This window comes from Streptomyces californicus, assembly GCF_000717645.1.
Taxonomy (GTDB): Bacteria; Actinomycetota; Actinomycetes; order Streptomycetales; family Streptomycetaceae; genus Streptomyces; species Streptomyces californicus.
The window spans coordinates 14,635-38,542 of sequence record NZ_JNZZ01000039.1 but is presented as its reverse complement, the minus strand read 5'-3'; the positions used below and the strand labels follow the sequence as shown (position 1 = coordinate 38,542).

At 72.1% G+C, this 23,908-nt stretch carries 16 protein-coding genes; 5 read left to right on the top strand and 11 right to left on the bottom strand.

Annotated features, from left to right (window positions below; genetic code table 11):
* Positions 1 to 86: 86 nt before the first annotated feature.
* The 4 genes from IF19_RS0132140 to eccD all read right to left on the bottom strand — a co-directional run bounded on the left by IF19_RS0132140 (position 87) and on the right by eccD (position 6,019).
* Positions 87 to 1,466 carry a M16 family metallopeptidase gene (locus IF19_RS0132140; protein WP_030116542.1) on the bottom strand — a complete coding sequence of 460 codons (1,380 nt, stop codon included), beginning with the start codon at positions 1,464 to 1,466 and terminating at the stop codon, positions 87 to 89.
* On the bottom strand, positions 1,463 to 3,700 hold the full coding sequence (locus IF19_RS0132135; RefSeq protein ID WP_030116541.1) for a polyribonucleotide nucleotidyltransferase: 2,238 nt from the start codon (positions 3,698 to 3,700) through the stop codon (positions 1,463 to 1,465). Before IF19_RS0132135 ends, IF19_RS0132140 begins: the two co-directional genes overlap by 4 nt.
* A 309-nt stretch (positions 3,701 to 4,009) precedes the next feature.
* Complete coding sequence (gene rpsO, locus IF19_RS0132130) at positions 4,010 to 4,300, bottom strand: 30S ribosomal protein S15 (protein WP_014048684.1); 291 nt, start codon at positions 4,298 to 4,300, stop codon at positions 4,010 to 4,012.
* A gap of 210 nt (positions 4,301 to 4,510) precedes the next feature.
* Positions 4,511 to 6,019, bottom strand: coding sequence for a type VII secretion integral membrane protein EccD (gene eccD, locus IF19_RS0132125; protein ID WP_030116540.1), 1,509 nt, complete (start codon positions 6,017 to 6,019; stop codon positions 4,511 to 4,513).
* A gap of 410 nt (positions 6,020 to 6,429) precedes the next feature.
* Between eccD and eccCa the strand changes: the two genes are divergently transcribed.
* Entirely contained in the window at positions 6,430 to 10,398 is a 3,969-nt protein-coding gene (eccCa, locus tag IF19_RS0132120) for a type VII secretion protein EccCa (protein WP_030277899.1), read from the top strand.
* 133 nt (positions 10,399 to 10,531) lie between these two features.
* On the opposite strand, the gene IF19_RS0132115 is transcribed toward eccCa, so the two are convergent.
* The 7 genes from IF19_RS0132115 to eccB all read right to left on the bottom strand — a co-directional run bounded on the left by IF19_RS0132115 (position 10,532) and on the right by eccB (position 17,606).
* Entirely contained in the window at positions 10,532 to 10,828 is a 297-nt protein-coding gene (locus IF19_RS0132115) for a WXG100 family type VII secretion target (RefSeq protein ID WP_030116536.1), read from the bottom strand.
* 43 nt (positions 10,829 to 10,871) lie between these two features.
* Positions 10,872 to 11,216 (bottom strand): WXG100 family type VII secretion target, encoded by a 345-nt coding sequence (locus tag IF19_RS0132110; protein ID WP_030116535.1) that lies wholly within the window; start codon positions 11,214 to 11,216, stop codon positions 10,872 to 10,874.
* Between the two features lie 72 nt (positions 11,217 to 11,288).
* On the bottom strand, positions 11,289 to 12,482 hold the full coding sequence (locus IF19_RS0132105) for a S8 family serine peptidase (protein WP_401417424.1): 1,194 nt from the start codon (positions 12,480 to 12,482) through the stop codon (positions 11,289 to 11,291).
* A gap of 67 nt (positions 12,483 to 12,549) precedes the next feature.
* Positions 12,550 to 14,190, bottom strand: coding sequence for a hypothetical protein (locus IF19_RS0132100; RefSeq protein WP_030116533.1), 1,641 nt, complete (start codon positions 14,188 to 14,190; stop codon positions 12,550 to 12,552).
* The gene (locus tag IF19_RS0132095) at positions 14,187 to 14,642 is read right to left on the bottom strand and encodes a hypothetical protein (protein WP_030116532.1); all 456 of its coding nucleotides are present in this window, start codon (positions 14,640 to 14,642) and stop codon (positions 14,187 to 14,189) included. Before IF19_RS0132095 ends, IF19_RS0132100 begins: the two co-directional genes overlap by 4 nt.
* A gap of 151 nt (positions 14,643 to 14,793) precedes the next feature.
* Entirely contained in the window at positions 14,794 to 16,074 is a 1,281-nt protein-coding gene (gene mycP / locus IF19_RS0132090; RefSeq protein WP_050494056.1) for a type VII secretion-associated serine protease mycosin, read from the bottom strand.
* Positions 16,075 to 16,076: 2 nt separating this feature from the next.
* On the bottom strand, positions 16,077 to 17,606 hold the full coding sequence (gene eccB, locus IF19_RS0132085; RefSeq protein ID WP_030116530.1) for a type VII secretion protein EccB: 1,530 nt from the start codon (positions 17,604 to 17,606) through the stop codon (positions 16,077 to 16,079).
* Between the two features lie 186 nt (positions 17,607 to 17,792).
* On the opposite strand from eccB, the gene eccE reads away from it, so the two are divergent.
* The 4 genes from eccE (at position 17,793) to IF19_RS0132065 (ending at position 23,790) form a co-directional block, all read left to right on the top strand.
* The gene (eccE, locus tag IF19_RS0132080; protein ID WP_030116529.1) at positions 17,793 to 19,160 is read left to right on the top strand and encodes a type VII secretion protein EccE; all 1,368 of its coding nucleotides are present in this window, start codon (positions 17,793 to 17,795) and stop codon (positions 19,158 to 19,160) included.
* The gene (locus IF19_RS0132075) at positions 19,157 to 19,867 is read left to right on the top strand and encodes a hypothetical protein (RefSeq protein WP_030116528.1); all 711 of its coding nucleotides are present in this window, start codon (positions 19,157 to 19,159) and stop codon (positions 19,865 to 19,867) included. Before eccE ends, IF19_RS0132075 begins: the two co-directional genes overlap by 4 nt.
* A gap of 84 nt (positions 19,868 to 19,951) precedes the next feature.
* Positions 19,952 to 20,185: a DUF397 domain-containing protein gene (locus IF19_RS0132070; protein WP_030116527.1), complete on the top strand. Its 234-nt coding sequence runs from the start codon at positions 19,952 to 19,954 to the stop codon at positions 20,183 to 20,185.
* A gap of 305 nt (positions 20,186 to 20,490) precedes the next feature.
* The gene (locus IF19_RS0132065) at positions 20,491 to 23,790 is read left to right on the top strand and encodes an SCO5717 family growth-regulating ATPase (RefSeq protein WP_030290239.1); all 3,300 of its coding nucleotides are present in this window, start codon (positions 20,491 to 20,493) and stop codon (positions 23,788 to 23,790) included.
* Positions 23,791 to 23,908: the final 118 nt, after the last annotated feature.

Genomic DNA, 23,908 nt, shown 5'->3' with positions numbered 1-23,908 from the left:
TGATTCCTTAAGGGGTGCGAGCGCTTGGGAGGTCAGGGGGACCGGCGGATCGGGACCGGGTGCCGCCCCGATCCGCCGGCCGTTTCCTAGGAGACCGCTTCGTGGAGGCGGTCCGCCTGCTTGTCCTTGAGCGGGCCGATGACCGAGAGCGAGGGGCGGTGGGTGAGGAGTTCGCCCGCCACCTGCCGTACGTCGTCGGGAGTGACCGCCGCGATACGGGCCAGCATGTCGTCGACCGACATCTGCTCGCCCCAGCACAGCTCGCTCTTGCCGATCCGGTTCATCAGCGCGCCGGTGTCCTCCAGGCCGAGGACGGTGGAGCCGGAGAGCTGGCCGATGGCGCGGACGATCTCGTCGTCGTCCAGGCCGTGGGTGGCGACCCGGTCCAGCTCGTCGCGGCAGATCTTCAGGACGTCGTGGACCTGGCTGGGCCGGCAGCCCGCGTAGACGCCGAAGAGTCCGCAGTCGGCGAAGCCCGAGGTGTACGAGTACACGCTGTAGGCCAGGCCGCGCTTCTCCCGTACCTCCTGGAAGAGGCGCGAGCTCATGCCGCCGCCGAGGGCGGTGTTCAGGACGCCGAGGGCCCAGCGGCGCTCGTCGGTCCGGGCGAGGCCGGGCATGCCGAGGACCACGTGGGCCTGCTCGGTCTTGCGGTTCAGCAGCTCGACCTTGCCTGCGGCGCGCAGGGTGCGGGAGCCCTCGCGGGGCGCCATGGGCACCGCGTCCGTACGGGAGAGGGCGCCGGCCTTCTCGAAGGCGCGGCGGACCTGGCGGACGACCGTGGCGTGGTCGACGTTGCCCGCGGCGGCGACGACCAGGTGCGTGGGGTCGTAGTGCTTCTTGTAGAAGCGGGCGATCTGGCCGCGGTTCAGGGCGTTGATCGTGTCGACGGTGCCGAGGACGGGGCGGCCGAGGGGGGTGTCGCCGAGCATGGTGTGCGCGAACAGGTCGTGCACGCAGTCGCCCGGGTCGTCCTCGGTCATCGCGATCTCTTCGAGGATGACGCCGCGCTCGGCGTCGACGTCCTCGGGGGCGATCAGCGAGCCGGTCAGCATGTCGCAGACGACGTCGATGGCCAGCGGCAGGTCGGTGTCGAGGACCCGCGCGTAGTAGCAGGTGTACTCCTTCGCCGTGAAGGCGTTCATCTCGCCGCCGACCGCGTCGATGGCGGCGGAGATGTCGAGGGCGGTGCGCTGGGCGGTGCCCTTGAAGAGGAGGTGTTCGAGGTAGTGGGTCGCGCCGTTCAGGGTGGGCGTCTCGTCGCGGGAGCCGACGTTCGCCCAGATGCCGAAGGTGGCGGACCGGACGGAGGGCAGGGTCTCGGTGACGATCCGCAGACCGCCGGGGAGGACGGTGCGGCGGACCGTTCCGATGCCGCCGGTGCCCTTGAGAAGCGTTTGGGTACGGGCGACGGCCCGCCCCTCCGAGGAGGTGCGGGCCGTCGCGCGGGAACTACGGGACGTCACTTGTCGGTGTCGTCCTTCTTCTCGGACCCCGCGGCGGAGCCGCCGTCGGACTCAGCGCCCTCGATGACGGGGATGAGGGAGAGCTTGCCGCGGGAGTCGATCTCGGCGATCTCGACCTGGACCTTGGCGCCGACGCCGAGCACGTCCTCGACGTTCTCGACGCGCTTGCCGCCGGCGAGCTTGCGGATCTGCGAGATGTGCAGCAGACCGTCCTTGCCCGGCATGAGCGAGACGAACGCACCGAAGGTGGTGGTCTTGACGACCGTGCCCAGGTAGCGCTCGCCGACCTCCGGCATGGTCGGGTTGGCGATGGCGTTGATCGTGGCGCGGGCGGCCTCGGCCTGCGAGCCCTGCTGCGCACCGATGTAGATCGTGCCGTCGTCCTCGATCGTGATGTCGGCGCCGGTGTCCTCCTGGATCTGGTTGATCATCTTGCCCTTGGGGCCGATGACCTCACCGATCTTGTCCACCGGGATCTTGACGGTGATGATCCGCGGGGCGTTCGGGGACATCTCGTCCGGGACGTCGATGGCCTCGTTCATGACGTCCAGGATGTGCAGACGGGCGTCACGGGCCTGCTTCAGCGCGGCGGCCAGGACCGAGGCGGGGATGCCGTCGAGCTTGGTGTCGAGCTGGAGCGCGGTCACGAACTGCTTGGTGCCGGCGACCTTGAAGTCCATGTCGCCGAAGGCGTCCTCCGCACCGAGGATGTCGGTGAGGGCGACGTAGTGGGTCTTGCCGTCGATCTCCTGCGAGATCAGGCCCATGGCGATACCGGCGACGGCGGCCTTGAGGGGCACACCGGCGTTCAGCAGCGACATGGTGGAGGCGCAGACCGAGCCCATGGACGTCGAGCCGTTGGAGCCCAGCGCCTCGGAGACCTGGCGGATCGCGTAGGGGAACTCCTCGCGGGTCGGGAGGACCGGCACAATGGCGCGCTCGGCGAGAGCGCCGTGGCCGATCTCGCGGCGCTTGGGCGAGCCCACGCGGCCGGTCTCGCCGACGGAGTACGGCGGGAAGTTGTAGTTGTGCATGTAGCGCTTGCGGGTCACCGGGGAGAGGGTGTCCAGCTGCTGCTCCATGCGGAGCATGTTGAGGGTGGTGACGCCCAGGATCTGGGTCTCGCCACGCTCGAACAGCGCCGAGCCGTGCACGCGCGGGATGGCCTCGACCTCGGCGGCGAGCGTACGGATGTCCGTGACGCCGCGGCCGTCGATGCGGACCTTGTCCTTGATGACGCGCTCGCGGACCAGCTTCTTGGTCAGCGCGCGGTACGCGGCGGAGATCTCCTTCTCCCGGCCTTCGAAGGCCGGGAGGAGCTTCTCGGCGGCGATCTCCTTGACGCGGTCCAGCTCGGTCTCGCGCTCCTGCTTGCCGGCGATGGTGAGCGCCTGCTTCAGCTCGGGCGTGACGGCCTTGGCGAGGGCGTCGAGGACGTCGTCCTGGTAGTCCAGGAAGACCGGGAAGTCACCCTCGGGCTTGGCGGCCTTGGACGCCAGGTCGGCCTGCGCCTTGCAGAGGGTCTTGATGAAGGGCTTCGCCGCTTCCAGACCGGCGGCGACGATCTCCTCGGTGGGAGCCTCGGCACCGTCCTTGACGAGCTGGATGGTCTTCTCGGTGGCCTCGGCCTCGACCATCATGATCGCGACGTCGCCGTCCTCCAGGACGCGACCGGCGACGACCATGTCGAAGACGGCGTCCTCGAGCTCGGTGTGCGTCGGGAAGGCGACCCACTGGCTCTTGATCAGGGCGACGCGGGTGGCGCCGATCGGGCCGGAGAAGGGCAGGCCCGCGAGCTGGGTGGAGCAGGAGGCGGCGTTGATCGCGACCACGTCGTACAGGTGGTCGGGGTTGAGCGCCATGACCGTCTCGACGATCTGGATCTCGTTGCGCAGGCCCTTCTTGAAGGACGGGCGCAGCGGGCGGTCGATCAGGCGGCAGGTGAGGATCGCGTCCTCGGAGGGGCGGCCCTCGCGGCGGAAGAAGGAGCCGGGGATCTTGCCGGCCGCGTACTGCCGCTCCTCGACGTCCACCGTGAGGGGGAAGAAGTCGAGGTTGTCCTTGGGCCGCTTGGAAGCGGTGGTGGCCGACAGCACCATGGTGTCGTCGTCCAGGTACGCGACGGCGGAGCCGGCGGCCTGCTTGGCCAGGCGGCCCGTCTCGAAGCGGATGGTGCGGGTGCCGAAGGTGCCGTTGTCGATGACGGCCTCGGCGTAGTGGGTCTCGTTCTCCACTAGTGATTTCTCCATACTCGTCGTCTTTCGTCCTCACACCCGTGTGGCGCGGGACGGTGCGGGAGAGGCGCACCGTGGATGCGGGCCGGTCTTCGATCGAAGCTCCCGGGCATGTTCCCGGGGGCCACTACCGAGGACCGGCGGCGGCGTCGTAGCGCCTCTCCCTCGTTCGTGCTGCCGCGCGTGTTCGCCGCGCGGGTCGTGCGGGTGCCGCTGTCCCCAGGTTACTGAGGTCGGCACCGGTCTCGCACGTACGGCAAAGGGAGCGGTCCCCTCAGACGCGGGAACCGCTCCCTTTCCACAGCGTGCTTACTTGGCGCCGCCGGCCGCACCGCGGCGGATGCCGAGGCGGTCGACGAGCGCACGGAAGCGCTGGATGTCCTTCTTGGCCAGGTACTGCAGGAGGCGGCGACGCTGGCCGACCAGGATCAGCAGACCACGACGGGAGTGGTGGTCGTGCTTGTGCGTCTTGAGGTGCTCCGTCAGGTCCGAGATCCGGCGGGAGAGCATGGCGACCTGGACCTCGGGGGATCCGGTGTCACCCTCCTTCTGGGCGAACTCGGCCATGATCTGCTTCTTCGTAGCGGCGTCGAGCGGCACGCGTACTCCTCTTGATGTTCGAAGCGCCCACGAGTGCCCCTGGTCTTGGTCTCAGGGGAGCTTCCGTGACTCGGAGGCGAAGGTCCGATGAGCGCAGCCCCCAGGATGATCCGGAGGCGCGTACACAAACGGCCACTGGACAGGTTACCAGCCATTCGGGTCATGCCCCGCCGGTCGTCGCGCGGCGGGGGCCCGGGCCGCCCTCTCCGGTCAGCTGGTGAGGGCGCGGATGGAGCGGTAGACGTCGAAGACGGCGAGGCAGAGCGGGAGCAGGGTCAGCAGGACGACCGTCTCGGCGATCTCCAGGAAGCGGCCCCAGAACGGGGTCACCCCCTTGCGCGGCACGATCAGGCCGATGGCGGTGATGAGGATCGCCGTGCCCGCGACGGCCGCGGCGAGCCACACCGTACGGATGTCGAGGGCGGTCCCGTCGCCGCGCAGGGCGTCGCGGACCATGGCGACCGGCGGGTTGAGGGAGAGCCCGAGGCCGAGGAGGACCAGCGAGGCGAGGCCGGCGGCGAGCGCGCAGCCGACCTGGGCGGTGTAGCGGAAGAGGTGGGCGCGCATCAGCATGGCGACGCCGGTGGCCAGGGCGAGGAGCTGGCCCCAGACGTCGTCGGAGAAGCCCAGGACGGCGGAGGCCGCCACGGCGACCAGGGCGCAGCCGCCGACCAGGCCGAGGAGCAGTTCGTGTCCGCGCCGGGCCTGCGCGGCGAGGCGGGCGGCGTCGACCGGGCCGGAGGGGGCGGGCTCGGAGGTCCCGTAGTCGCCGACGGTGGTGCGGGGCGGTTCGAAGCCGATGGGCAGCCGGGCGAAGCGGGTGGAGAGTCCCGGGAGGAAGGCGACGGCCCCCACGGCGAGCGGGGAGCAGACGGCGGCGGCCTCGATCGGTTCCAGGGCGCTCAGGATGGCGACGAAGGTGACCAGGAGGCCGACGGCGCTCGCGAAGACGAAGGCGACGAACGGCCCGTCCCCGCCGGGCGCGACGATCATGAGGATGACCGCCACCACGAGGACGGCGGCGCAAGCGAGCAGGAACTGCAGCCGTCCGACGCCCTGCCCGGCGCTCAGGGGCAGCAGTCCGGAGCCGGCCACCGCCGCGTTGACCAGGGCGCCGGTGCCGAGCGCGATGGACGAGGCCCGGTCCTCGTAGACGCGGGCCCGTACGCACGCGAAGGCGAGCAGGAGGAGGGCGACGACGGCGGCCAGGATGCCGGGCAGGCCGTGCATGTCGTGGCGCGGGTCGGCCGTCCAGAGCACGAAGCCGAGCAGGGCCAGCAGGACGGAGCCGCCGAAGAGGCCGGCGCCGCGCATGAGGGCGTCGCCCCAGAGCGTGCGGTCCTTGGCGACGGCGATGGCGACGGCGTCCGAGACGTCGTCGAAGACCGCGGGCGGCAACGATGCGGAGAAGGGGCGCATCGACAGCAGCTCGCCGTCGAGGATGCGCTGCCCCGCGAGGGTGCGCGCGCTGTCCAGGACGGTGCCGTCGCGGCGTACGAGGTGGTAGCCGACGGGTGCGCCGGGTGCGGGGCTCTGGCCGGAGAGCCGGAGGATCTCGGGGTACAGGTCCGCGACGGGGATGTCCTCGGGCAGGGCCACATCGACGCGGCCGTCGGGTGCGACGACCGTGACCCGGCAGAATCCGGTGGCGCTGCCGGACGGGGTCCCGTGGCTCTGCCGTCCGGGTCCGGTCGCTGCCGCTTGGGCCGTCGTGGTCACCTGGTGCTCCCCCTGGCTCGTTCCGCGCTCGCCGCCGGTGCGGCTGGTTCCGCGCCCGCCGCGCGTCGCGCGCTCGTGGCGTGTGCTCGTACTCGTCGCGTGTGCTCGTGCCCGTCGCGTACCGCTGGCGTGCGTGTCGCGGGCGTGGCGCCCCGGCCCCGGGCGGTGCGTGCGGACGCTCCCGTCCGGACGCGTCCGCTTCCGTCCGGAACACGCGCCGGGAGCGCCGATCGCACCGCACGTCCCGAATGACCGCCTTCGCGGGACAGTTAGCGGATGCGTACGTGCGTCGCGACACCCTATCGCCATCGGGTCGCCGTCACGCCAGTAGGATCCCTCCCGCGGATGGAGCCCGTCGCCACGGGGGCGCCGATAGGAACACTTCCGTCCGGCAAGGGAATTGGTGAGCCGTGAGCCAGATCGTCGTCAAGCGCCCACCGCGGGCCCTGCCCTCCGAAGTTCCGGTGGAGCAGGTGCAGTTGCAACCTCCGCCGGAACTCCCCCGAGGCCAGCAGGAGGGGGCGCTGATGCAGCTCCTGCCGATGCTGGGCATGGGCGGTTCCGTCGTCTTCTTCTTCATGACGCCGAATCCGGTCATGCGCATCATGGGCATGATCATGATCGCCTCGACGGTCGCCATGGCCGTCGCGATGCTCGTGCGGTACCGGCGGGGCGCCCAGGGGGAGCTGGCGGACCTGCGCCGCGACTACCTCAAGTACCTGACGCAGACCCGGCGTACGGTGCTGAAGACGGCCCGCAAGCAGCGCGACGCGCAGTTCTACCTCCACCCCTCCCCCGAGCAGTTGTGGGCGCTCGTCGCCGAGGGCAGCCGGGTGTGGGAGCGGCGTACGGGGGACGCGGACTTCGCGCAGGTGCGGATCGGGCTCGGCAGCCAGGAGCTGGCGACGCCGCTCGTCGCGCCCGAGACGGCGCCGGTGGACGAGTTGGAGCCGCTGACCGCCGGTGCGATGCAGCAGTTCCTGGCGACGCACTCCACGCTGGACGGGCTGCCCATGGCCGTCTCGCTGCGGGCGTTCTACCACCTGACGGTCAGCGGTGACGCGGAGTCGGCCCGGTCGGCGGCGCGGGCCGTGGTGGGCGGTCTCGCCGCCCTGCACTCCCCCGACGACCTGGTGATCGCGGTCGCTACGGGCGCCGGGGAGGCGTCGCGGTGGGAGTGGGTGAAGTGGCTCCCGCACGCGCAGGCTCCGGGCCCGGCGGACGGGGCGGGCAGCAGGCGCCTGATCACCACCAGCCTCCCGGTGCTGGAGGATCTGCTGGCCGGGCGGCTGGAGGGCAGGCCCCGCTTCCAGCCCGGCGGCCAGCCGCTGGTGGAGCAGCCGCACGTCGTCGTGGTCCTGGACGGTGAGTCGGTGCCGCCGATGTCGGTGCTCGCGGCGGCGGAGGGCCTGCAGGGCGTGACGGTCATCGAGATCGTGCCGGGCGAGGTGACCGGTGCCCGCGGGAGCCTGTCCGTCGTGGTGCGGCCGACGTCGCTCCAGTTGGAGTCGGGCCAGGGGCTCGTCTACGACGGGGTGCCGGACCTGCTGAGTTACGAGGCCGCCGAGGCGCTGGCCCGCCAACTGGCCCCGCTGCACATGGCGACGGGCGGGGACGACGACGAACCCCTGCTGGCCAACCTGGAGTTCACCGATCTGCTGAACCTGGGCGATGCCGCGTCGGTCGATGTGGGCCGTACCTGGCGGCCGCGGTCCCAGGCGGAGCGGCTGCGGGTGCCGATCGGGGTGGGCGAGGACGGTTCGCCCGTGATGCTGGACCTCAAGGAGGCGGCCCAGGAGGGCATGGGCCCGCACGGTCTGTGCGTCGGCGCGACCGGTTCCGGCAAGTCCGAGCTGCTGCGCACGCTGGTGCTCGGCCTCGCCGTCACCCACACCTCCGAGACGCTGAACTTCGTCCTCGCCGACTTCAAGGGCGGTGCGACCTTCGCCGGCATGGCGCGGATGCCGCACGTGGCGGCGGTGATCACCAACCTGGCCGACGATCTGACGCTGGTCGACCGCATGGGCGACTCCATCAGCGGTGAGCTCAACCGGCGTCAGGAGATGCTGCGCGACGCGGGCAACTACGCCAACATCCACGACTACGAGAAGGCGCGTGCGGCGGGTGCGCCGTTGCAGCCGATCCCCTCACTCGTCCTGGTCATCGACGAGTTCAGCGAACTCCTCACCGCCAAACCCGACTTCATCGACATGTTCGTGCAGATCGGCCGTATCGGCCGTTCGCTGGGCGTGCACCTGCTGCTGGCGTCGCAGCGGCTGGAGGAGGGGCGGCTGCGGGGTCTGGAGACGTATCTGTCGTACCGGGTGGGTCTGCGGACCTTCTCGGCGGCCGAGTCGCGGGCCGCGATCGGTGTGCCCGACGCGTACCACCTGCCGAACGTGCCCGGTTCGGGGCTGTTGAAGTTCGGCACGGAGGAGATGGTCCGGTTCAAGGCGGCGTACGTCTCCGGGGTGTACCGCTCCGGTGGTCAGCGGGCCGCCGCGCCGGGCGCCCCGCTTCCGGTGGACCGTCGGCCGGTTCCGTTCACGGCGGCCCCGGTGCCCGTCCGGTACGCCCGGCCGGCCACGCCTGCCGGGGGCGTGCCGGAGCAGCGTTCGGCGGACGACGACGCGCTGGCGGACACGGTGCTCGACGTGATCGTGCGGCGGCTGGAGGGGCGCGGGGCGTCGGCGCACCAGGTGTGGCTGCCGCCGCTGGACAACCCGCCGTCGCTGGACGAGTTGCTGCCGGGGCTCTCCCCGGTGCCGGGCCGGGGGCTGACGCAGCCCGGTTTCGAGGGCTCGGGGCGGCTGGTCGTGCCGCTGGGCGTCGTCGACAAGCCGTTCGAGCAGCGGCGCGACACCCTGTACCGGGACTTCTCCGGCGCCGCCGGCCACATGCAGATCACGGGTGGCCCGCAGTCGGGCAAGTCGACGCTGCTGCGGACGCTCATCGCCGGCTTCGCGCTCACGCACACCCCGCAGGAGGTCCAGTTCTACGGGCTCGACTTCGGTGGCGGCGGCATGTCCTCGATCGCGGGCCTGCCGCACGTGGGCGGGGTCGCGTCCCGCCTCGATCCCGAGCGGGTGCGCCGTACGGTCGCCGAGGTGTACGGCATCATGGCGCGGCGCGAGGAGTACTTCCGCAGCGCCGGGATCGACTCCATCGCCACGTTCCGCAGGATGCGGGCGCGCGGTGAGATCTCGGTGGCGGACCAGCCGTGGGGCGATGTGTTCCTGGTCATCGACGGCTGGGGCAGCTTCCGTACGGATTACGAGGCCCTGGAGGCGGCGGCGACGGACATCGCGGCCCGCGGGCTGGGGTACGGCATCCACCTGATCGTCACGGCGTCGCGCTCCATGGAGGTCCGGTCCAGTCTGAAGGACCACCTGATGAACCGGCTGGAGCTGCGGCTCGGTGACGTCATGGACTCGGAGCTGGACCGCAAGGTGGCCGTCAACGTGCCGGCCGGGGTGCCGGGGCGCGGGATCACCCCGGAGAAGCTGCACTTCATGGCGGCGGTGCCGAGGATCGACGGCATCAACTCCGACAGCGACCTGTCGGAGGCGACCGCGGCGATGAACCAGGAGGTCGCCCGCCACTGGACGGCCGCGCCCGCTCCCGAGGTGCGGCTGCTGCCCCGCGCGCTTCCGGCGGCCGAACTGCCGGCGGGCCACGCGGTCCCGGAGCGCGGTGTCGCCTTCGCCATCGACGAGAACAACCTGGAGCCGGTGTTCCTGAACTTCGAACAGGACCCGTTCTTCCTGGTGTTCGGCGAGGGCGAGTCCGGGAAGTCCAACCTGCTGCGGCTGCTCGTCAAGCAGCTCACGGAGCGGTACGACGGCAGCAGGTGCAAGCTGTTCGTCATCGACAACCGGCGTTCGCTGCTGGATGTGACCCCGGCTTCGCACCTGGCGGAGTACATCCCGATGTCCAACAACATGGACCATCACATGACGGCGCTGTACGACCTGATGAAGCGCCGCACACCGGCCGCCGACGTCACGGCCCGGGAGTTGCGCGAGCAGAGCTGGTGGCAGGGTCCCGAGGTGTACGTCGTCATCGACGACTTCGACCTGGTCGCCACGTCGAGCGGCAACCCTCTGTCGGCGATCACGGAGATGCTGCCGTTCGCCCGCGACGTGGGCGTCCGCTTCATCATCGCCCGCAGCACGGCGGGGGCGAGCCGCGCGCTGTACGACTCCTTCCTCCAGCGCATGATCGAGCTGGGCGCCCAGGGCGTGCTGCTGTCGGGCGACCCGAACGAGGGGGACCTCCTCGGCAACGTACGCCCCCGCCCGATGCCCGCGGGCCGCGGCGTCTTCGTCACCCGCCGCCGGGGGAACCCGCTCGTGCAGACGGGGTTGATGGAGCAGTAGCGCCGGTACGGGAAGGGTCTGCGCCACGCGTGCGGGTCCGCGCACGGCGGGGTGGACACCTCCCGCGCATGTCCACCCCACCGTGTTGTGCCGTGCTGTGCTGCGGCTTCGGCGCCGCTCCTGCCGGACTCGGTCAGAAGTTCGCGGCCGCGCGCTTGTCACCGCTGCGGTAGATGGGCGCGGCCTCGGCGACCTTCTTGGAGATCTCCTCCAGGTTCGCCTTGATCGCGTCGGCGTTCGCGTTCCACTTGCGCTGGGCGTCGACGTACGCCCGCTTGGCCTCGCCCTCCCAGATGTCCGAGACCTGGGCGATCATGCTGCTGATCTCGTGGAGGTCCCGATCGAGATCGGCGGCCTGCTTCTTGATTTCGAGGGACGCGAGATCGAGGCTCGAATACGTGACGACCGTCGTACCGTCGTTGTGTGCCATGGGGTCCTCCGTCGATTCCGGTGTGCGGGGTGTGGGGCGAGGGTCAGAAGTCGTTCAGGCTGGACTTCGGCGGCGTGTAGCCGGGTACGACGTCCACACCCTGAAGGGCCGCCTTGATCGCCTCCTCGTTGTCGCCCGAGATGGTGCGGGCCGCCTTGATGGACTCCTGGAAGCTGAGGAGCTGATGGCCCAGGCTGACCATCCGGTTGTTGATCTCGGTCTGCTTCTTGTTGAAGTGGTTGGCGCCGATGCCCTGCCAGTTGCCCTCAAGGCTGTCGATCGTCGCCTGGAGACGCTTGAGCTTGTCCTTCACCGAGTCGAACTTGACGGTGAGGGCGTTCTCCACGCCCAGGAGCGCGGCATCCGATACCTTCTGGTCCACTGCCATGGTGGTCTTTCCCTTTCGGTTGTCACCGCGGGTCCGGCACGGATTGCCGGACCTCGCGGACGGAACGTGCGGTCAAGCGGCTCTGCGCCTGCGGACCACGGTGTAGGCGATTCCTCCGAGCACCGCCGCGGCCGCGGCGACTCCGAGGGCGAGGCCCGATCGTCCGCCGTCGGAGGGCCGGGGGTCCTTCGCCGCCGCGGGTCGCTCGCCCTCCGCGCCGTTTTTGGCGGGCTGCGGCGAGGCGGTGGCCGAGGGAGCGGTCTGCTCGGCGGAAGCGAACGTCCTCTTCCTGGTCAGCGGGCTGACGTCCGGTTCGCCCGGATCACCCTTGCCCCGAAGAACGCTCATGGAGGGGCGGATCAGCCCGTGCCCGAGGTACTCGCTCCGTGTGCCGTCCTTCCAGTCGCGAGCGGCCGTGTCGAAGAGGACGTTGAGGACCTGGTTGGCTGTCCAGTCGGGGTGGAGGGACCAGATGAGGGCCGCGGAGCCGGAGGCGATGGCGGTGGCCGCGCTGGTGCCGCCGTCGCCGTCGCAATAGCGTCGGAAGGAGTCGTCACACCATCGTGGGACGTCGCTCCCCGGCGAGGCGACGTCCACCGTCCCCGCGTGCTGGGAGTAGTAGGAGACCTTGCCGTCACGGTCCGCCGAGGCGACCCCGATCACCTCGGGGTAGGCGGCCGGGTATCCCCGCTCGTTCTGCTGATGTCCTTCGTTCCCGACGCCTGCGAAGAGCAGTTTCCCCTTGCCTTCGGCGTACTTGATCGCCTCGTGCTGCAGAGGCGAGACTCCGTAGCCTCCGAAGGACATGTTGATGATCCGTGCGTCGCTGTCGGCCGCGGCCCGGATGGCGTGCGCGATGTCGTCGTTCGCCTTGGTGTACTTCTCCTGGAACTCGCCCAGACCGACGCGCAGAGGGATGATCCTGGCCCCCGGGGCGAGCCCCTTCAACCCACCCCCCTGGCCTGTCCCGGCGATCAGCTCGGCCATCGTCGTACCGTGGCCGTCGTAGTCGTCGGTCTCGTCGCCCGGCGCCCCGGTGGCGTCGACGCCCTTGAGAACCTGTCCGCGCAGGGACGGCGTGGACGAGTTCACCCCTGAGTCGATGACAGCGACCTTGATGCCCTCACCGGTCGTGACCTTCCACATGTCCTCGGTCTGCATCGCGCCGAGGTGCCACTGCTTCGCCTGCGTGTCGGCTGCGGCGGGCTGCGCGACGCCGACGAGGACCACACTCCACGAAGCAGCCGCGGTCAGCGCAGCGAGCATCCGCACGTGCCTTTGCGGTCGGCCCATTCCTGCTGTCATCCCGGCTTCCGAACCTTCCCTGGGGCTGCTACTCGACCACCGGCGGCACGAATCCGCGCCGTCCGGTGTTCCACGTCTCTTCGTCCTCCGTCAGGTAATCGGGGCGGGCCGGTCGGTTGCTCTCCACCCCGCGCCCCTTGTTCCCGCGTCCGGCGGGTCCTCTCACGAGCCCCTCGCCTCCCGCTGTGAAGCCCTTGCCTCCCGAAGCCTTGGGGGCGGCGCCCACGACTCCGTTCGCGCCCGGAGCGGGAGTGGTCCGCCCGCCGACGCGAGAGCCGACGGCACCACCCCGGCCGCCGATCACTCCGCGTTGAGCGGAGCCTGTGGAAGGGGCTGTGTTCTGCGACGGTCGCTGCGGAGCGCCGCCGACAATGCCGCTCCTTCCTGCGGCACGGGGCCCGCCGACCGCCGGCGTGCCGCCCTGACCGACCGTGGGCCGCCCGCCCGTCACACCGGACTGGCCCGCGGATGTCGGCTGGGGGCTGCCCGGCGAACGGCCGGGGAAGGAGGCCCCGCCGCCGCCCAACGGTCCGGGACGACCGACCGGAGGGCCGCCCTGCCCTCGTGCGACGGGGCCCGCCCCGGTCGGTTGGGCCTTGCCCGGGCCGGTCGGGCCGACCGTGCGGGACGTGCCCGTGGGCCCCGTCCAACGCTGGGTACCGCCCCGCAGAGGGGTGATCAGGCCGGGCGGCAGCGGCGACGGCGGCCCACCGGCCTGCCCTGTCGTCGGCGCGGGGGTGGGGAGCGGCGGTGTAGCGGTGTTCGTCGGCGGAGCCGGATGGGGTGCGGTGCTGTTGATCTCCGTGGCGGGGGCCTTGTCCAGCACAGGCGAGGGCCCCAGGGGGTCCACACCGGATCGGCCGCCGAACGCACCCGGTTCTTCCGGCGCTTCCCCGAGGGAGCGCGCCGCAGAGCTCTGAGCTGCCGCGGAGCCCGCGAGGACGTCCTCGCGGGACGAGCCCCCGGGAACTGTCGGCAGCCCGACCCCGCCCACCGGCGGCGGCATGTCGATGGGCAGCAGTTCCTCGAATCGCGGCGGCTCCTGCTTCTCCAGGCGCTTCCCCGAGACCGCGTAGTACGAAGCCAGCCGGTTGATCTGGTTGATGGCTTCCTGGCGGTTCTTCTCCACCTTGAGCGCGGCCTGGTACTCCGGGTTGTCCGCGGTGCGGGCCGTGAGCTCGACGTCGTCCGGGCTCTTGCGGACCTGTCGGTCGTCGCGGGGCGGCATGGCGCTGCGTACGGAAGCCAGACCGGTACCCGCGACCGTGATCTGCGTACCCGCGACCTCCGCGAACTCACCCAGCTCCCGTGCGTGGGCCACCAGGCCCTTGCCGAAGGCGCGGAAGGCCGCGCCGGCCTCGCCCTGCCACGTGACCCCTTTGAGGTACGTGTCCAACTCCTCCGCGGCCTTGGAGATGGCGTCCCTGGCCGCCCAGAGCGACTTGCCCGCGCTCTCCAGGTCTTCCGGCCTGGTGTTCTCCACCAGATCGATCAGGGAGTTGAGCTCGGATCCCTCGAAAGAGGTACGGCCGGGGGGCGGGCCCCCGAAAGGCACCCCCTTGCGGACAGCCTCGGAGATGTCCGTCTGCGCGATCTGGATGGTGACCTGCGCCCGGTCGAGCGTCCGCTGCTCCGCGGGCGTCAGGTTCTCCCGCTTCTCGTCGCTCATTCGGCTGCCCACCCGCCCTTGACCTGCTTGACCTGGTTGACCGGACCGGTGTCGGTACCCGGGTCGAGACCGTCCTCGTACAGCCGCGTCTGGATCTCGTGGAAACGCCGCCGGATGTCGTCCTCGACGTTGTCGAAGCCGACCGCCGCCGCGTGCACCCCGAGGCTCAGGTACTCGATCTGGTCGCCGAGGGACCTGGAGAGCTTGATGAGGGAGGAGTGGACCCGGTCGTACTGCGTGTAGAGGCCGTCCGCCTCCGCGAAGCAGGTGTTCTGGCCGCTGAGCGAGGCCCGCGAGATCTTCTGGTCGGCGACCTTGCTCCGGCCGGCCGCCGAGCCCTCGAAGTCGACCAGCAGGTCGTCCACCCGCTTCTTGAAGGTTTCCAGCGCGCCCACGCCGCGCCTCAGGTCCCCCGCACCTTCGGACATGTCTCTGTCCTCCCCGTTCCACATCCCCGTTCGCCCGGACCGAGCCGCATTGCTATCGCATCGACACGGATCGGTCCAGTCGCACGCCGTCAACTCTAGTCACCGGGTACGACAGCGCCAATCGACTTGTCAGCCACGTGACTTGTCTCATGACGGCTTCTCCCCTGTTCGTCCGTCACGTCCCGGCCGCCGTACGGCCCATACGTCGCCGCCTGTCCCTTACCGCCACAGCCGTACCCGCGATCGCCGCCACCAGGACGCCGCCGCCGACCACGACGTAGGTCGCGAGGCGGGCGTTGCGTTCGTCCGCCGTTTCGCCCAGGGGGAGTTCGGCGGGGGTGGGGGCTTTGCCCTTGCTCATTCCCTCGCTCGCCACCGGACGGTCGATCGGCCGGTCGTCCTCGGTGAGGGCGCGGACCGGGTCGACGACGCCCCAGCCGACCGCGTTGTCGTGGCCGGCGACGGAGCGTTCCGCCGTCTGCTGGATCTGCGCGACGATCTGGGCCTGGGTCCAGTCGCGGTGCTTCGCCCGGATGAGGGCGGCGACCCCGGCGACGTACGGGGCGGAGAAGCTGGTGCCGTTGTCGGCGCAGTGTCCGCCGCCGGGGACCGTGGAGACCATGTCCACTCCGGGGGCGGCGATGCCGACGAAGTCCCCGGACTGGGAGAAGGGCGCGCGTTCGTTGTTGCGGTCCGATGAGGCGACGGCCAGTACGCCGTCGAAGGAGGCCGGGTAGGTCTCCTTGACGCTGCCGCCGAGCCCGTCGTTGCCGGCCGAGGCGACGACGACGACCTGCTGGGCCAGTGCCCGGTCCACGGCCTGCTTCAGCTTCGTGGACGGTTTCACGGCGTCGGCGGTGTCCTGGGAGATGTTGATGACGTCGGCGTCCGCCTTGTCGACGGCATAAGTGATCGCGTCGGCGAGGGTGGCGGTGTCGCCGTGGCCCTCGGCGTCGTTCTGCTGGATCGGGATGATCGTCGCGTCGGGGGCGATGCCGGTGAAGCCGGTGCCCTTCGCCTCGCGTGCGGCGATGATGCCGGCGACCTTGGTGCCGTGGCCCACCGTGTCCGTCGTGCCGTTCTCCTTGCCGCGCTCGATCTTCACGCCGTCGGGGGTCTTGAGCCCCTTCGGCAGGAAGTTGCGGCCCGCCTCGGTGTCCACGGCCGGCTTGAGCTGCTCGTTCCTCACGTCGACCCCGGTGTCGATGACCGCGACGCGTACGCCCTTGCCGGTGGACTGCTTCCACAGCTCGTCCAGCAGGACGCGCTGGAGCGACCAGGGGCGGCCGGGGTACTTCTTCGAAGGGAACGTGCACGGGGTGGTGTCCTCCGCCGCTGCGGGCAGCGCCGGCAGGGTGACCAGGAGGACGGCGGCGGCCGCCGAGACCGTCAACACGCGGCGGACGGCGGGGCGGTGGGCACGGACGTCTTCGGCCCGTCGCGTGTGCGCCGCCATGCTCACGAGCCCTGCGGCTGGCTGGCGGACCCGGTGGAGAGCCGGGGGCCGGTCGGCAGGAGGGCCGACCAGGCCGCCGGTACGGGGCTGGGGTCGACGTCCTTGTAGCCGAGCCGGTTCTGCGCCTGCTGCGCCTCCTCCTGCTGCTCCGCCCCCTCTTCCTTGTCGCCGGACTCACCGATGCCCGACCTGCGGTCCTGGCCGCTGTCGCTGTTGGACTGCATCGCGTAGCGCAGGCCGGTGTCGGTGACGAGGAAGAGGAAGCCGGCGCTGGTGGTGGAGCCCTTGAACTGACGGAAGAACTGGCCGGATCCGGGGGTGACGTAGGCGCTGCTGGAGCCGGTGGGGAGCGTCGCCGGGAAGCTCGTGCCCGCCCAGGTGCTCAGTGTGGTCGCGCCGCTGTCGGCGTCAACGCCGCGCAGTACGTTGCACACGGTGTTGCGGCTGCCCTTCTTGACGTCCGGGGAGTTGACGGGCTCGGGCCTGCTGACCGGCCAGTCGCGTTCCTGGTTGAACGGCGCGCCCGGTTCGAGTTCGGCGGCGCTGACGGCCTGGGCGTTGCCCGCCTGCCTCAGGTCGACGAGCTGCCGGCTGCTGAGCAGGAGTTTGGCGGTGAAGTCCGAGACGGGGGCGACCCTGCCGGGCAGGACGACATAGCTCTGCGTCCTGGTTCCCGCCGTGGCGGTGAGGACCATGCCGACCCGGTTCGTCCGCTCGCCCAGGGTCCCGGGGGCGCCGGCCGGGGCGCCCGGGACGCCGTCGACGGTCGGGAAGGTGATCGGGTCGCCGGTGTGGAGCGTGGCGAGCCAGGCGGCCGAGACCCGTTGGGGCTTGGGGTTCTGGGCGACCAGGGTGCGCAGCAGCAGTTCGTCCTTGCCCACGGGGTACGCCTTGCCGGCGCCGTCCACGATGTAGCGGGCCCGGTCCGGGCCCTCGACGTACATCAGCTCGCCGCCGCGCAGGGCGTTCTTCCCCTCGGTCTTCTTCTTCTCGCGCTCGGCGAAGACGAAGGTGGCCTTCTGGATGGCCCTGCCGCCCTCGCCCGGCCGTTCGCAGACCGCCCAGCGCTTGGCCGCGCCCGCTTCCTGGGCGTCGGGCAGCCGGTCGGGGGCGTACGGGATGCCGAGCGTCGCCCCGTGCGGGATCTCGCCGTTGTCCAGGACGGACTCGCCGACGTTGACGACGGTGCCCTTGTCGGGGGCGAGCAGGAGCTTGGCGGACGCCATGTTCAGTACGGGGTGCAGCTGCTTCTTGCCGTCGGTCTCCAACACCACGTACCGGGTCGTGGACTTGCTGGCGATGATGACGTGTTCCTTGGGGGTGTCCCACTTCTTCGGGGCGACCGGCTTGAACATGCCCCAGGCGCCGAAGACGGCGAGGACCACGACGGCGATGACGGCTCCGGGCACGACCGCGCGCAGCGGCCGGAGCGCGCCTTCCTCGGATCCGGTGGGGTTGGGTTGCAGGAACTGTGCGATCAACCTCCGCTTCGCAAAGGTATAGGCGTTGAGCTCGTCCCGCCGTGATGCCATGTCGTCCGCTGCCCCTTCATCCCCAGTGAGCGCACAGGGCCCCACACGCACCGTCGGGCCCCCGTTGCCGTACCGCGCCCCTACTATGCCTGCTGGGGTTCGGCGCCCGGTGCTCAGGTAGGGTGACGACCCGATCAACACCCGTGCACAAAGCGGTGAATACGGACACGAGGGGGCAACGGGGTGATGGGTGCGGCCACGCGTGAACGCAGCGGGCGGACCGGGCGTCGAGCGTCCGGTTCTTCCCGGAGGCAACGCAGCAACGAGCCACCCGCGCCGGCGTCCGCGCGGCCCTCCGGCTCCGCCGCCCCCGACGCGCGCACCGCGCCCGCCGCGACGACCCTGCGGTCGATCTCGCGGTCCGACCGGGTACGTCCCGTGCTGCGACAGCTGGTGATGGTGGAGGCGGGTCTCGCGGTCGCCGCCGTGGGCGCGGCGCTCGGCGGCGCCTGGCTGATCCCCTCGCTCGCGGTGCTGTGCCTGCTCGTCGCGATCGCGGTGGTACGCCGTCGGGGCCGGGCGCTCCAGGACTGGGCGTCGACCGCGCTCGGGCTCCGCGCCCGGCGCCGGGCCGCCGCCGTCCCGCCGCCCGGGGACACGGAACCGATGCTGGCCCCCGTGGCGGAGAACGTGCCGGGGTTCGGCCCGCGGGTCTACGTGGACCGGGCGCACCGGACGGTGGGCATGCTCGGCGACGGGACGTTCCTCACCGCCGTGGTGCGGGTGCAGGCAGGCGGCGAGTCCCTGCGGCCCGCGTTCGGGGCCCGGTCGCTCCCGCTGTCGCTGCTGGGCGACGCCCTCCAGGTGGACGACATCACCCTGGAGTCGGCGCAGTTGGTGCAGCAGGTCCGGTGCGCTCCGGCCCCGCACCTTCCGCAGCAGTCGGTAGCGCGGCTCTCGTACGCGCCGTTGCAGGATCGGACGGGTGCGCCGGCGCTGCGGATGACGTGGGTGGCGGTGAAGCTCGACCCGGAGCTGTGCCGCGAGGCGATCGAGGCGCGCGGCGGCGGGCTCGAAGGGGCGCAGCGCTGCCTGGTGCGCGCGGCGGACCACGTGGCGAGCCGGATCACGGGCGCGGGCTTCCACGCCGTGGTCCTCGACCAGGACGAGCTGAACTCCGCCGTGGCCACCTCCGCGTGCGCCAACCCCATCCTGTCGGGGCGGGCGGGTCGGCCGGACGCGGCACCGCAGCGGCGTACGACGGAAACCTCCCGGGTCTGGCGGTGCGACGACCGCTGGCACACCACCTACGCGGTCGACCGCTGGCCCGAGTTGGGCCGGGGCGCGACTCCGCTGCCCCAGTTGGTGGCGTTGCTGACCTCGGTGCCCGCGCACGCGACGACGTTCAGCCTCACGGTGCGCCGCGGGGTGCGCCAGGGTTCGACGCGGGTGGCCGGGCATGTGCGGGTCACCGGCGGATCGGACACCGAACTCGTCGGCGTACGAAGGACGTTGGAGCAGGCCGCCCGGCACGCCGAAGTGGGGCTGGTACGGCTGGACCGCGAGCAGTTGCCGGGCGTGCTGGCCACGCTCCCGCTGGGAGGTGCGGAGTGAGTATCCGGACCGAGCTCCGACGCGGGCTGCGCGGCCCCCGGCACGCGGGCCACACGGTGGCCGCCGACCACCTCGGCGCGCTGTCCCTGCCGGTCGGCGACGACGGGGTGATCATCGGCAACGATGCGAACGACACACCCCAGTTGATCGGTTTCCACCGTCCTGTGCCGTACGACGTGACGCTCATCGGGGGGCTGTGGACGGCCCAGGTGCTGACGCTGCGGGCGGCGGGCACCGGGGCGCGGGTCGCGGTCGAGACCGGCCGCGTACAGGCGTGGACGACGCTCGCCCAGGCGGCGGGCGCCGGACTGGAGTGCGTGTCCCTGTACGACGTGGGCCGTGTGCCGCCTACCGGGGCGACCGTGGGCAGTCCCGTGGTCGTCGTCCGGGACTGCGGCATGCGCCCGCCGCGCGGCCGGGTGGTGTCCTCGCCCTGGCAGTCCGTACTGACGCTGCTCCCCTATCTGAGCCCCGTCGCACCGCGGTTGATGCGGGCGTCGGCGCTGGTCGGCGTCCAGCGGGTGTCCCCGGGCGAGGCCGAGCAGATCGGCCGTATCCTCGGGCTGGCCCGCGCCGAGTACGAGGCGCTGCCCACCCTGGCGGACGGGGTCACGCTGTGGGTGGCGGGGAGCGAGCACCACTGGGTGATGACGAATCCGACGGACGCGGAGACCGGTCTGCTCGGCACCGCTCGCCGGATGGACTGAATCCCGTCCGTTCGGCCCCGCGCACTCCTCCCGCCAGGGAACATGGACCCCGCACAGATTCCGTTCGATCGAAGGGACGCCGTCATGGGCACCCAGCAGGAAAAGGACGAGCTCTACGCTCTCGACATCTCCGGCGTGACGTGGCTCAGCGCACCGGGCACCGAGAAGGACGAGGAGCGGGTGGAGATCGCCCATCTTCCGGGCGGGGCCGTCGCGATGCGCTCCTCACTGGACCCGGACACCGTGCTGCGGTACACGGAGGCGGAGTGGACGGCGTTCGTTCTGGGCGCCCGCGACGGGGAGTTCGACCTCAAGTAGCCCCGGCCCCGCCGCTTCGCCCCGTCGTCCTGGGCGGGTTCGGGCCGGATCGACCGTCTCGCCGTCGCCGTTCCGTCGTACCCGCTTCACCGGGGTGTGACCGTGGGCGGCGGGGTGGGACGGGCCGTGCACCACGCCCTGCCTGAGTTCGCCGGATGGCGATTAGGGTGGGTGGGACGCGGCGGAGGAAACCTGCGTGCAGGTGCTGCGCGTCGCAAGGGGGAGAGCCGGGCGAACCGGCACATCCGGAACGGTCGCCCCCACCCACCACGGCACAAGGGTGCTCGACCACACCAGGAGGCAAAGTGAACGGCGATCGGGACGAGATCCGCGGCGGATGGGACCTGCCCGTCGACGAGTCGTCCGACGCGGATCCCGCCGAGATGACGGGTGAGTTCACCATCGACTACACCCCTCCGGCCTGGTACACGCAGAACGCGGCGGGGGACTCGTCCGGTGGGGCGGGCTCGCATCTGGCGCCCCCGCCGCCGGTCGGGGCGCCGCTGGCCTCGCCCGAACTGCCGCCGACGCCCGGCGGATTCGACCCCGCCTGGGCGCCCGCACCGCCGTCGCCCGCGCCGCCCACCGGCCCCGTGACGCCGGGGCCCTCCGCGACGCCCGACCGGCCTGCGGCGGCCTCGGCTCCGGGAACCCCGGAAGCTCCGGCGGCTCCGGGGTCTCCCCCGGCATCGGCCGCCGGAAGCGCGGACACCGGCGCGTTCGGCGGTGGCGATGTGGAGAGCGGCGCGACGATGCGGTTCTCTCCCGCCGCGCTCAAGCGGGAGATCGCGGAGCGCGAGGCGGCGGACTCCGCCGACCAGGGTCCCGCCGCGGGTTCGTCCGGGGACTCCGCTTCCGGGCCGGCCACGGGCCCGGACACGACCGCCGGTTCCGGGGCGGCCGCCGTCGCCGGTCCCGGCGCCGAGGACTCGTCCGGGGCCGGGGACCGGGGCGACCGGGAAACCGGTGCCACCGCTTCCGGTACGGGCCCCGAGGACGCGACCCCCGAGCCGTCCCCCTCGCCTGCCACGGACGCCGCGGACGACTCCCGTACGGACGCGGGCACTGATGCCCGTACGGACGCGGGCCCGGCGGACGCCGAGCGCGACGGTACGGCCTCCGGCGCGGGCGACGACGACGCCCCGGGTCGCGACGGCGCGTCCGGCACCGCTTCCGCCGCGGAGCCGCAGGACGCGGGCCCCCAGGACGCGGGCCCCCAGGACGCGGGCCCCCAGGACGCGGCTCCGCAGGACGCTCCGCAGGACGCCCCGCAGGCCGCCGCCGCACCGGTGCCGTGGTCGCCGCCCGCGCAGGGCGGCGCGCTTCCGCCGCTGCCGCCCGCCTTCCAGCCGGCCGCCCCGGCGCCCTCCGCCCCGCAGCCGGCGGCGCAGTGGCCTGGCGCGGCCCCGGCCGACCAGACCCCCGGCGGCTACGGCTTCCCGCAGGCGGCCCAGGCGCCTCAGGCGCCCCACGGGTCTCAGCCGCCGCACCACCAGCAGCCGTTCCCGGGACAGCCCGGCTCCGGCGCACCGCTGCCGGCCCAGGCGCCCCAGGGCGCGGGGGGCTACGGCTTCCCGCAGCAGGGCGGCTACGGCTTCCCCCAGCCGGGCCAGGACCAGCCGGGCCATCCCATCCAGGGCCACCCGGGCCAGCCCGCCCATGGCCACCCGGGCCGGCCCGATCAAGGTCAGCCCGTGCCCGCGCAGCAGCCCCTGCCCGGTCAGGCGCCCGACGCCCCGCACGCGGCCCTCCCGCCGCAGGGCGGTGCCCCGAACCTCCCCGCCCCCGTCGCCCCGCAGCAGCCGGAGCCGTACGGACAGCAGGCCCAGCCGCAGGGTCAGCCCCAGCAGCCCGCGGACCCGCGTGCGGGCGGCGCGTGGCCCACCCCCGTCGCGCACGACCAGCGCGCGCGGTCGGTGCCCGGCGCCCCGCTCGGGTACACGGCGGCCGTCGAGCTCTCCTCCGACCGGCTCGTGCGCGGCAAGCAGAAGGCCCGGAGCAGCCGCAACCCCTCCGCCGCCTCCCGGTTCAAGCTGGGCGGGAAGAAGGAGGAGGCCGAGCGGCTGCGCAAGCTGGAGCTGATCCGCACCCCGGTGCTGTCCTGCTACCGGATCGCCGTCATCAGTCTCAAGGGAGGCGTGGGCAAGACGACCACGACCACCGCGCTGGGTTCGACGCTGGCCACCGAGCGGCAGGACAAGATCCTCGCCATCGACGCCAACCCGGACGCCGGCACGCTGGGCCGCCGGGTGCGGCGCGAGACCGGGGCGACCATCCGCGACCTGGTCCAGGCGATCCCGTACCTCAACTCGTACATGGACATCCGCCGGTTCACCTCGCAGGCGCCCTCCGGTCTGGAGATCATCGCCAACGACGTGGACCCGGCGGTCTCCACCACCTTCAACGACGAGGACTACCGGCGCGCGATCGACGTGCTCGGCAAGCAGTACCCGATCATCCTCACCGACTCGGGCACCGGGCTCCTCTACAGCGCGATGCGCGGAGTGCTGGACCTCGCCGACCAGCTGATCATCATCTCCACGCCCTCGGTCGACGGCGCGTCCAGCGCCTCGACGACCCTGGACTGGCTCTCGGCGCACGGCTACGCCGATCTGGTGCAGCGGTCGCTCACCGTCATCTCGGGGGTCCGCGAGACCGGCAAGATGATCAAGGTGGACGACATCGTCCAGCACTTCGAGACGCGCTGCCGCGGAGTCGTCGTGGTGCCGTTCGACGAGCACCTGGCGGCCGGCGCCGAGGTCGATCTCGACATGATGCGGCCCAAGACCCGGGAGGCGTACTTCAACCTCTCGGCACTGGTGGCCGAGGACTTCGCGCGGGCCCAGCAGCAGCAGGGGCTGTGGACGGCGGACGGTCAGAACCCGCCGCCGCAGTTCGCCCCGCCGATGCCCGGACAGCAGGGCTACCCGACGCCCGGCCAGCAAGCCCCCGGCCACCCCGGCGGGCACGTCCCCGGTCAGCCGTACCCGAACCAGCCCGGCGGACCCGTCCCCGGTCAGCCGTACCCGAACCAGCCCGGGCAGCCGGGGCACCCGGGGCAGCAGCAGCCGGGCCCGGCTCCGTACGGCGGGCAGGCCCCCGGCCACCCCGGCCAGCAACCCCACGGCCAGCAGCCCCACGGCCAGGTCCAGCCGCAGCCGGGCCACCCCGGCCAGCACTCCCCCGCCCAGCTCCCCTACGCCCCGCAGCAGCCGGCCCCCGGACAGCCGTACCCGCCGCAGGCCCCCCAGCCGCAGCACCCCGGGCAGCCGCACCAGGCGCAGCAGCCGTACGCGGGACAGCAGCCCTACGGCGGACAGCCGCCGTACGGGGGATATCCGGCACCCGGTCAGCCGGGCGCGCCCCAGGCCCCCTACCCGCCGCAGCCCGCGCCGGGCGGACCGCAGCAGGGGTGGCCCGGGACGCCGCCCCCGCAGGCGGGACCCGGTGCGCCCGGGGCCGCAGTGCCGCAGCAGGGTCAGCCGCAGCAGCCGGACGGCCAGGGCGACCCCGCAGGCGGGGCCGATCCCCGGGGCCCGGTGCCGCCCGCCGGACAGCGGCAGACGCCCCCTCAGCAGCCGCCGGCGCCCCCTCAGCAGGGGTAGCGGCAGGCCGGGGACCCGGCCGAAGAGGTGTAGACCAATGAGGGCTCGCATCGCTCACGCGGTGCGAGCCCTTCCGCATTCCCGCAGCCCACACGCGGTTTGACAGACCGTTGACGAC

What these genes read in the sequence shown, in the direction of transcription:
- eccB (WP_030116530.1), bottom strand. Translation starts at nt 17,606, where the DNA reads ATGGCATCACGGCGGGACGAGCTCAACGCCTATACCTTTGCGAAGCGG.
- IF19_RS0132070 (WP_030116527.1), top strand. Translation starts at nt 19,952, where the DNA reads ATGGGCACCCAGCAGGAAAAGGACGAGCTCTACGCTCTCGACATCTCC.
- IF19_RS0132110 (WP_030116535.1), bottom strand. Translation starts at nt 11,216, where the DNA reads ATGGCAGTGGACCAGAAGGTATCGGATGCCGCGCTCCTGGGCGTGGAG.
- mycP (WP_050494056.1), bottom strand. Translation starts at nt 16,074, where the DNA reads ATGGCGGCGCACACGCGACGGGCCGAAGACGTCCGTGCCCACCGCCCC.
- IF19_RS0132105 (WP_401417424.1), bottom strand. Translation starts at nt 12,482, where the DNA reads ATGCTCGCTGCGCTGACCGCGGCTGCTTCGTGGAGTGTGGTCCTCGTC.
- IF19_RS0132095 (WP_030116532.1), bottom strand. Translation starts at nt 14,642, where the DNA reads ATGTGGAACGGGGAGGACAGAGACATGTCCGAAGGTGCGGGGGACCTG.
- eccE (WP_030116529.1), top strand. Translation starts at nt 17,793, where the DNA reads ATGGGTGCGGCCACGCGTGAACGCAGCGGGCGGACCGGGCGTCGAGCG.
- IF19_RS0132115 (WP_030116536.1), bottom strand. Translation starts at nt 10,828, where the DNA reads ATGGCACACAACGACGGTACGACGGTCGTCACGTATTCGAGCCTCGAT.
- IF19_RS0132100 (WP_030116533.1), bottom strand. Translation starts at nt 14,190, where the DNA reads ATGAGCGACGAGAAGCGGGAGAACCTGACGCCCGCGGAGCAGCGGACG.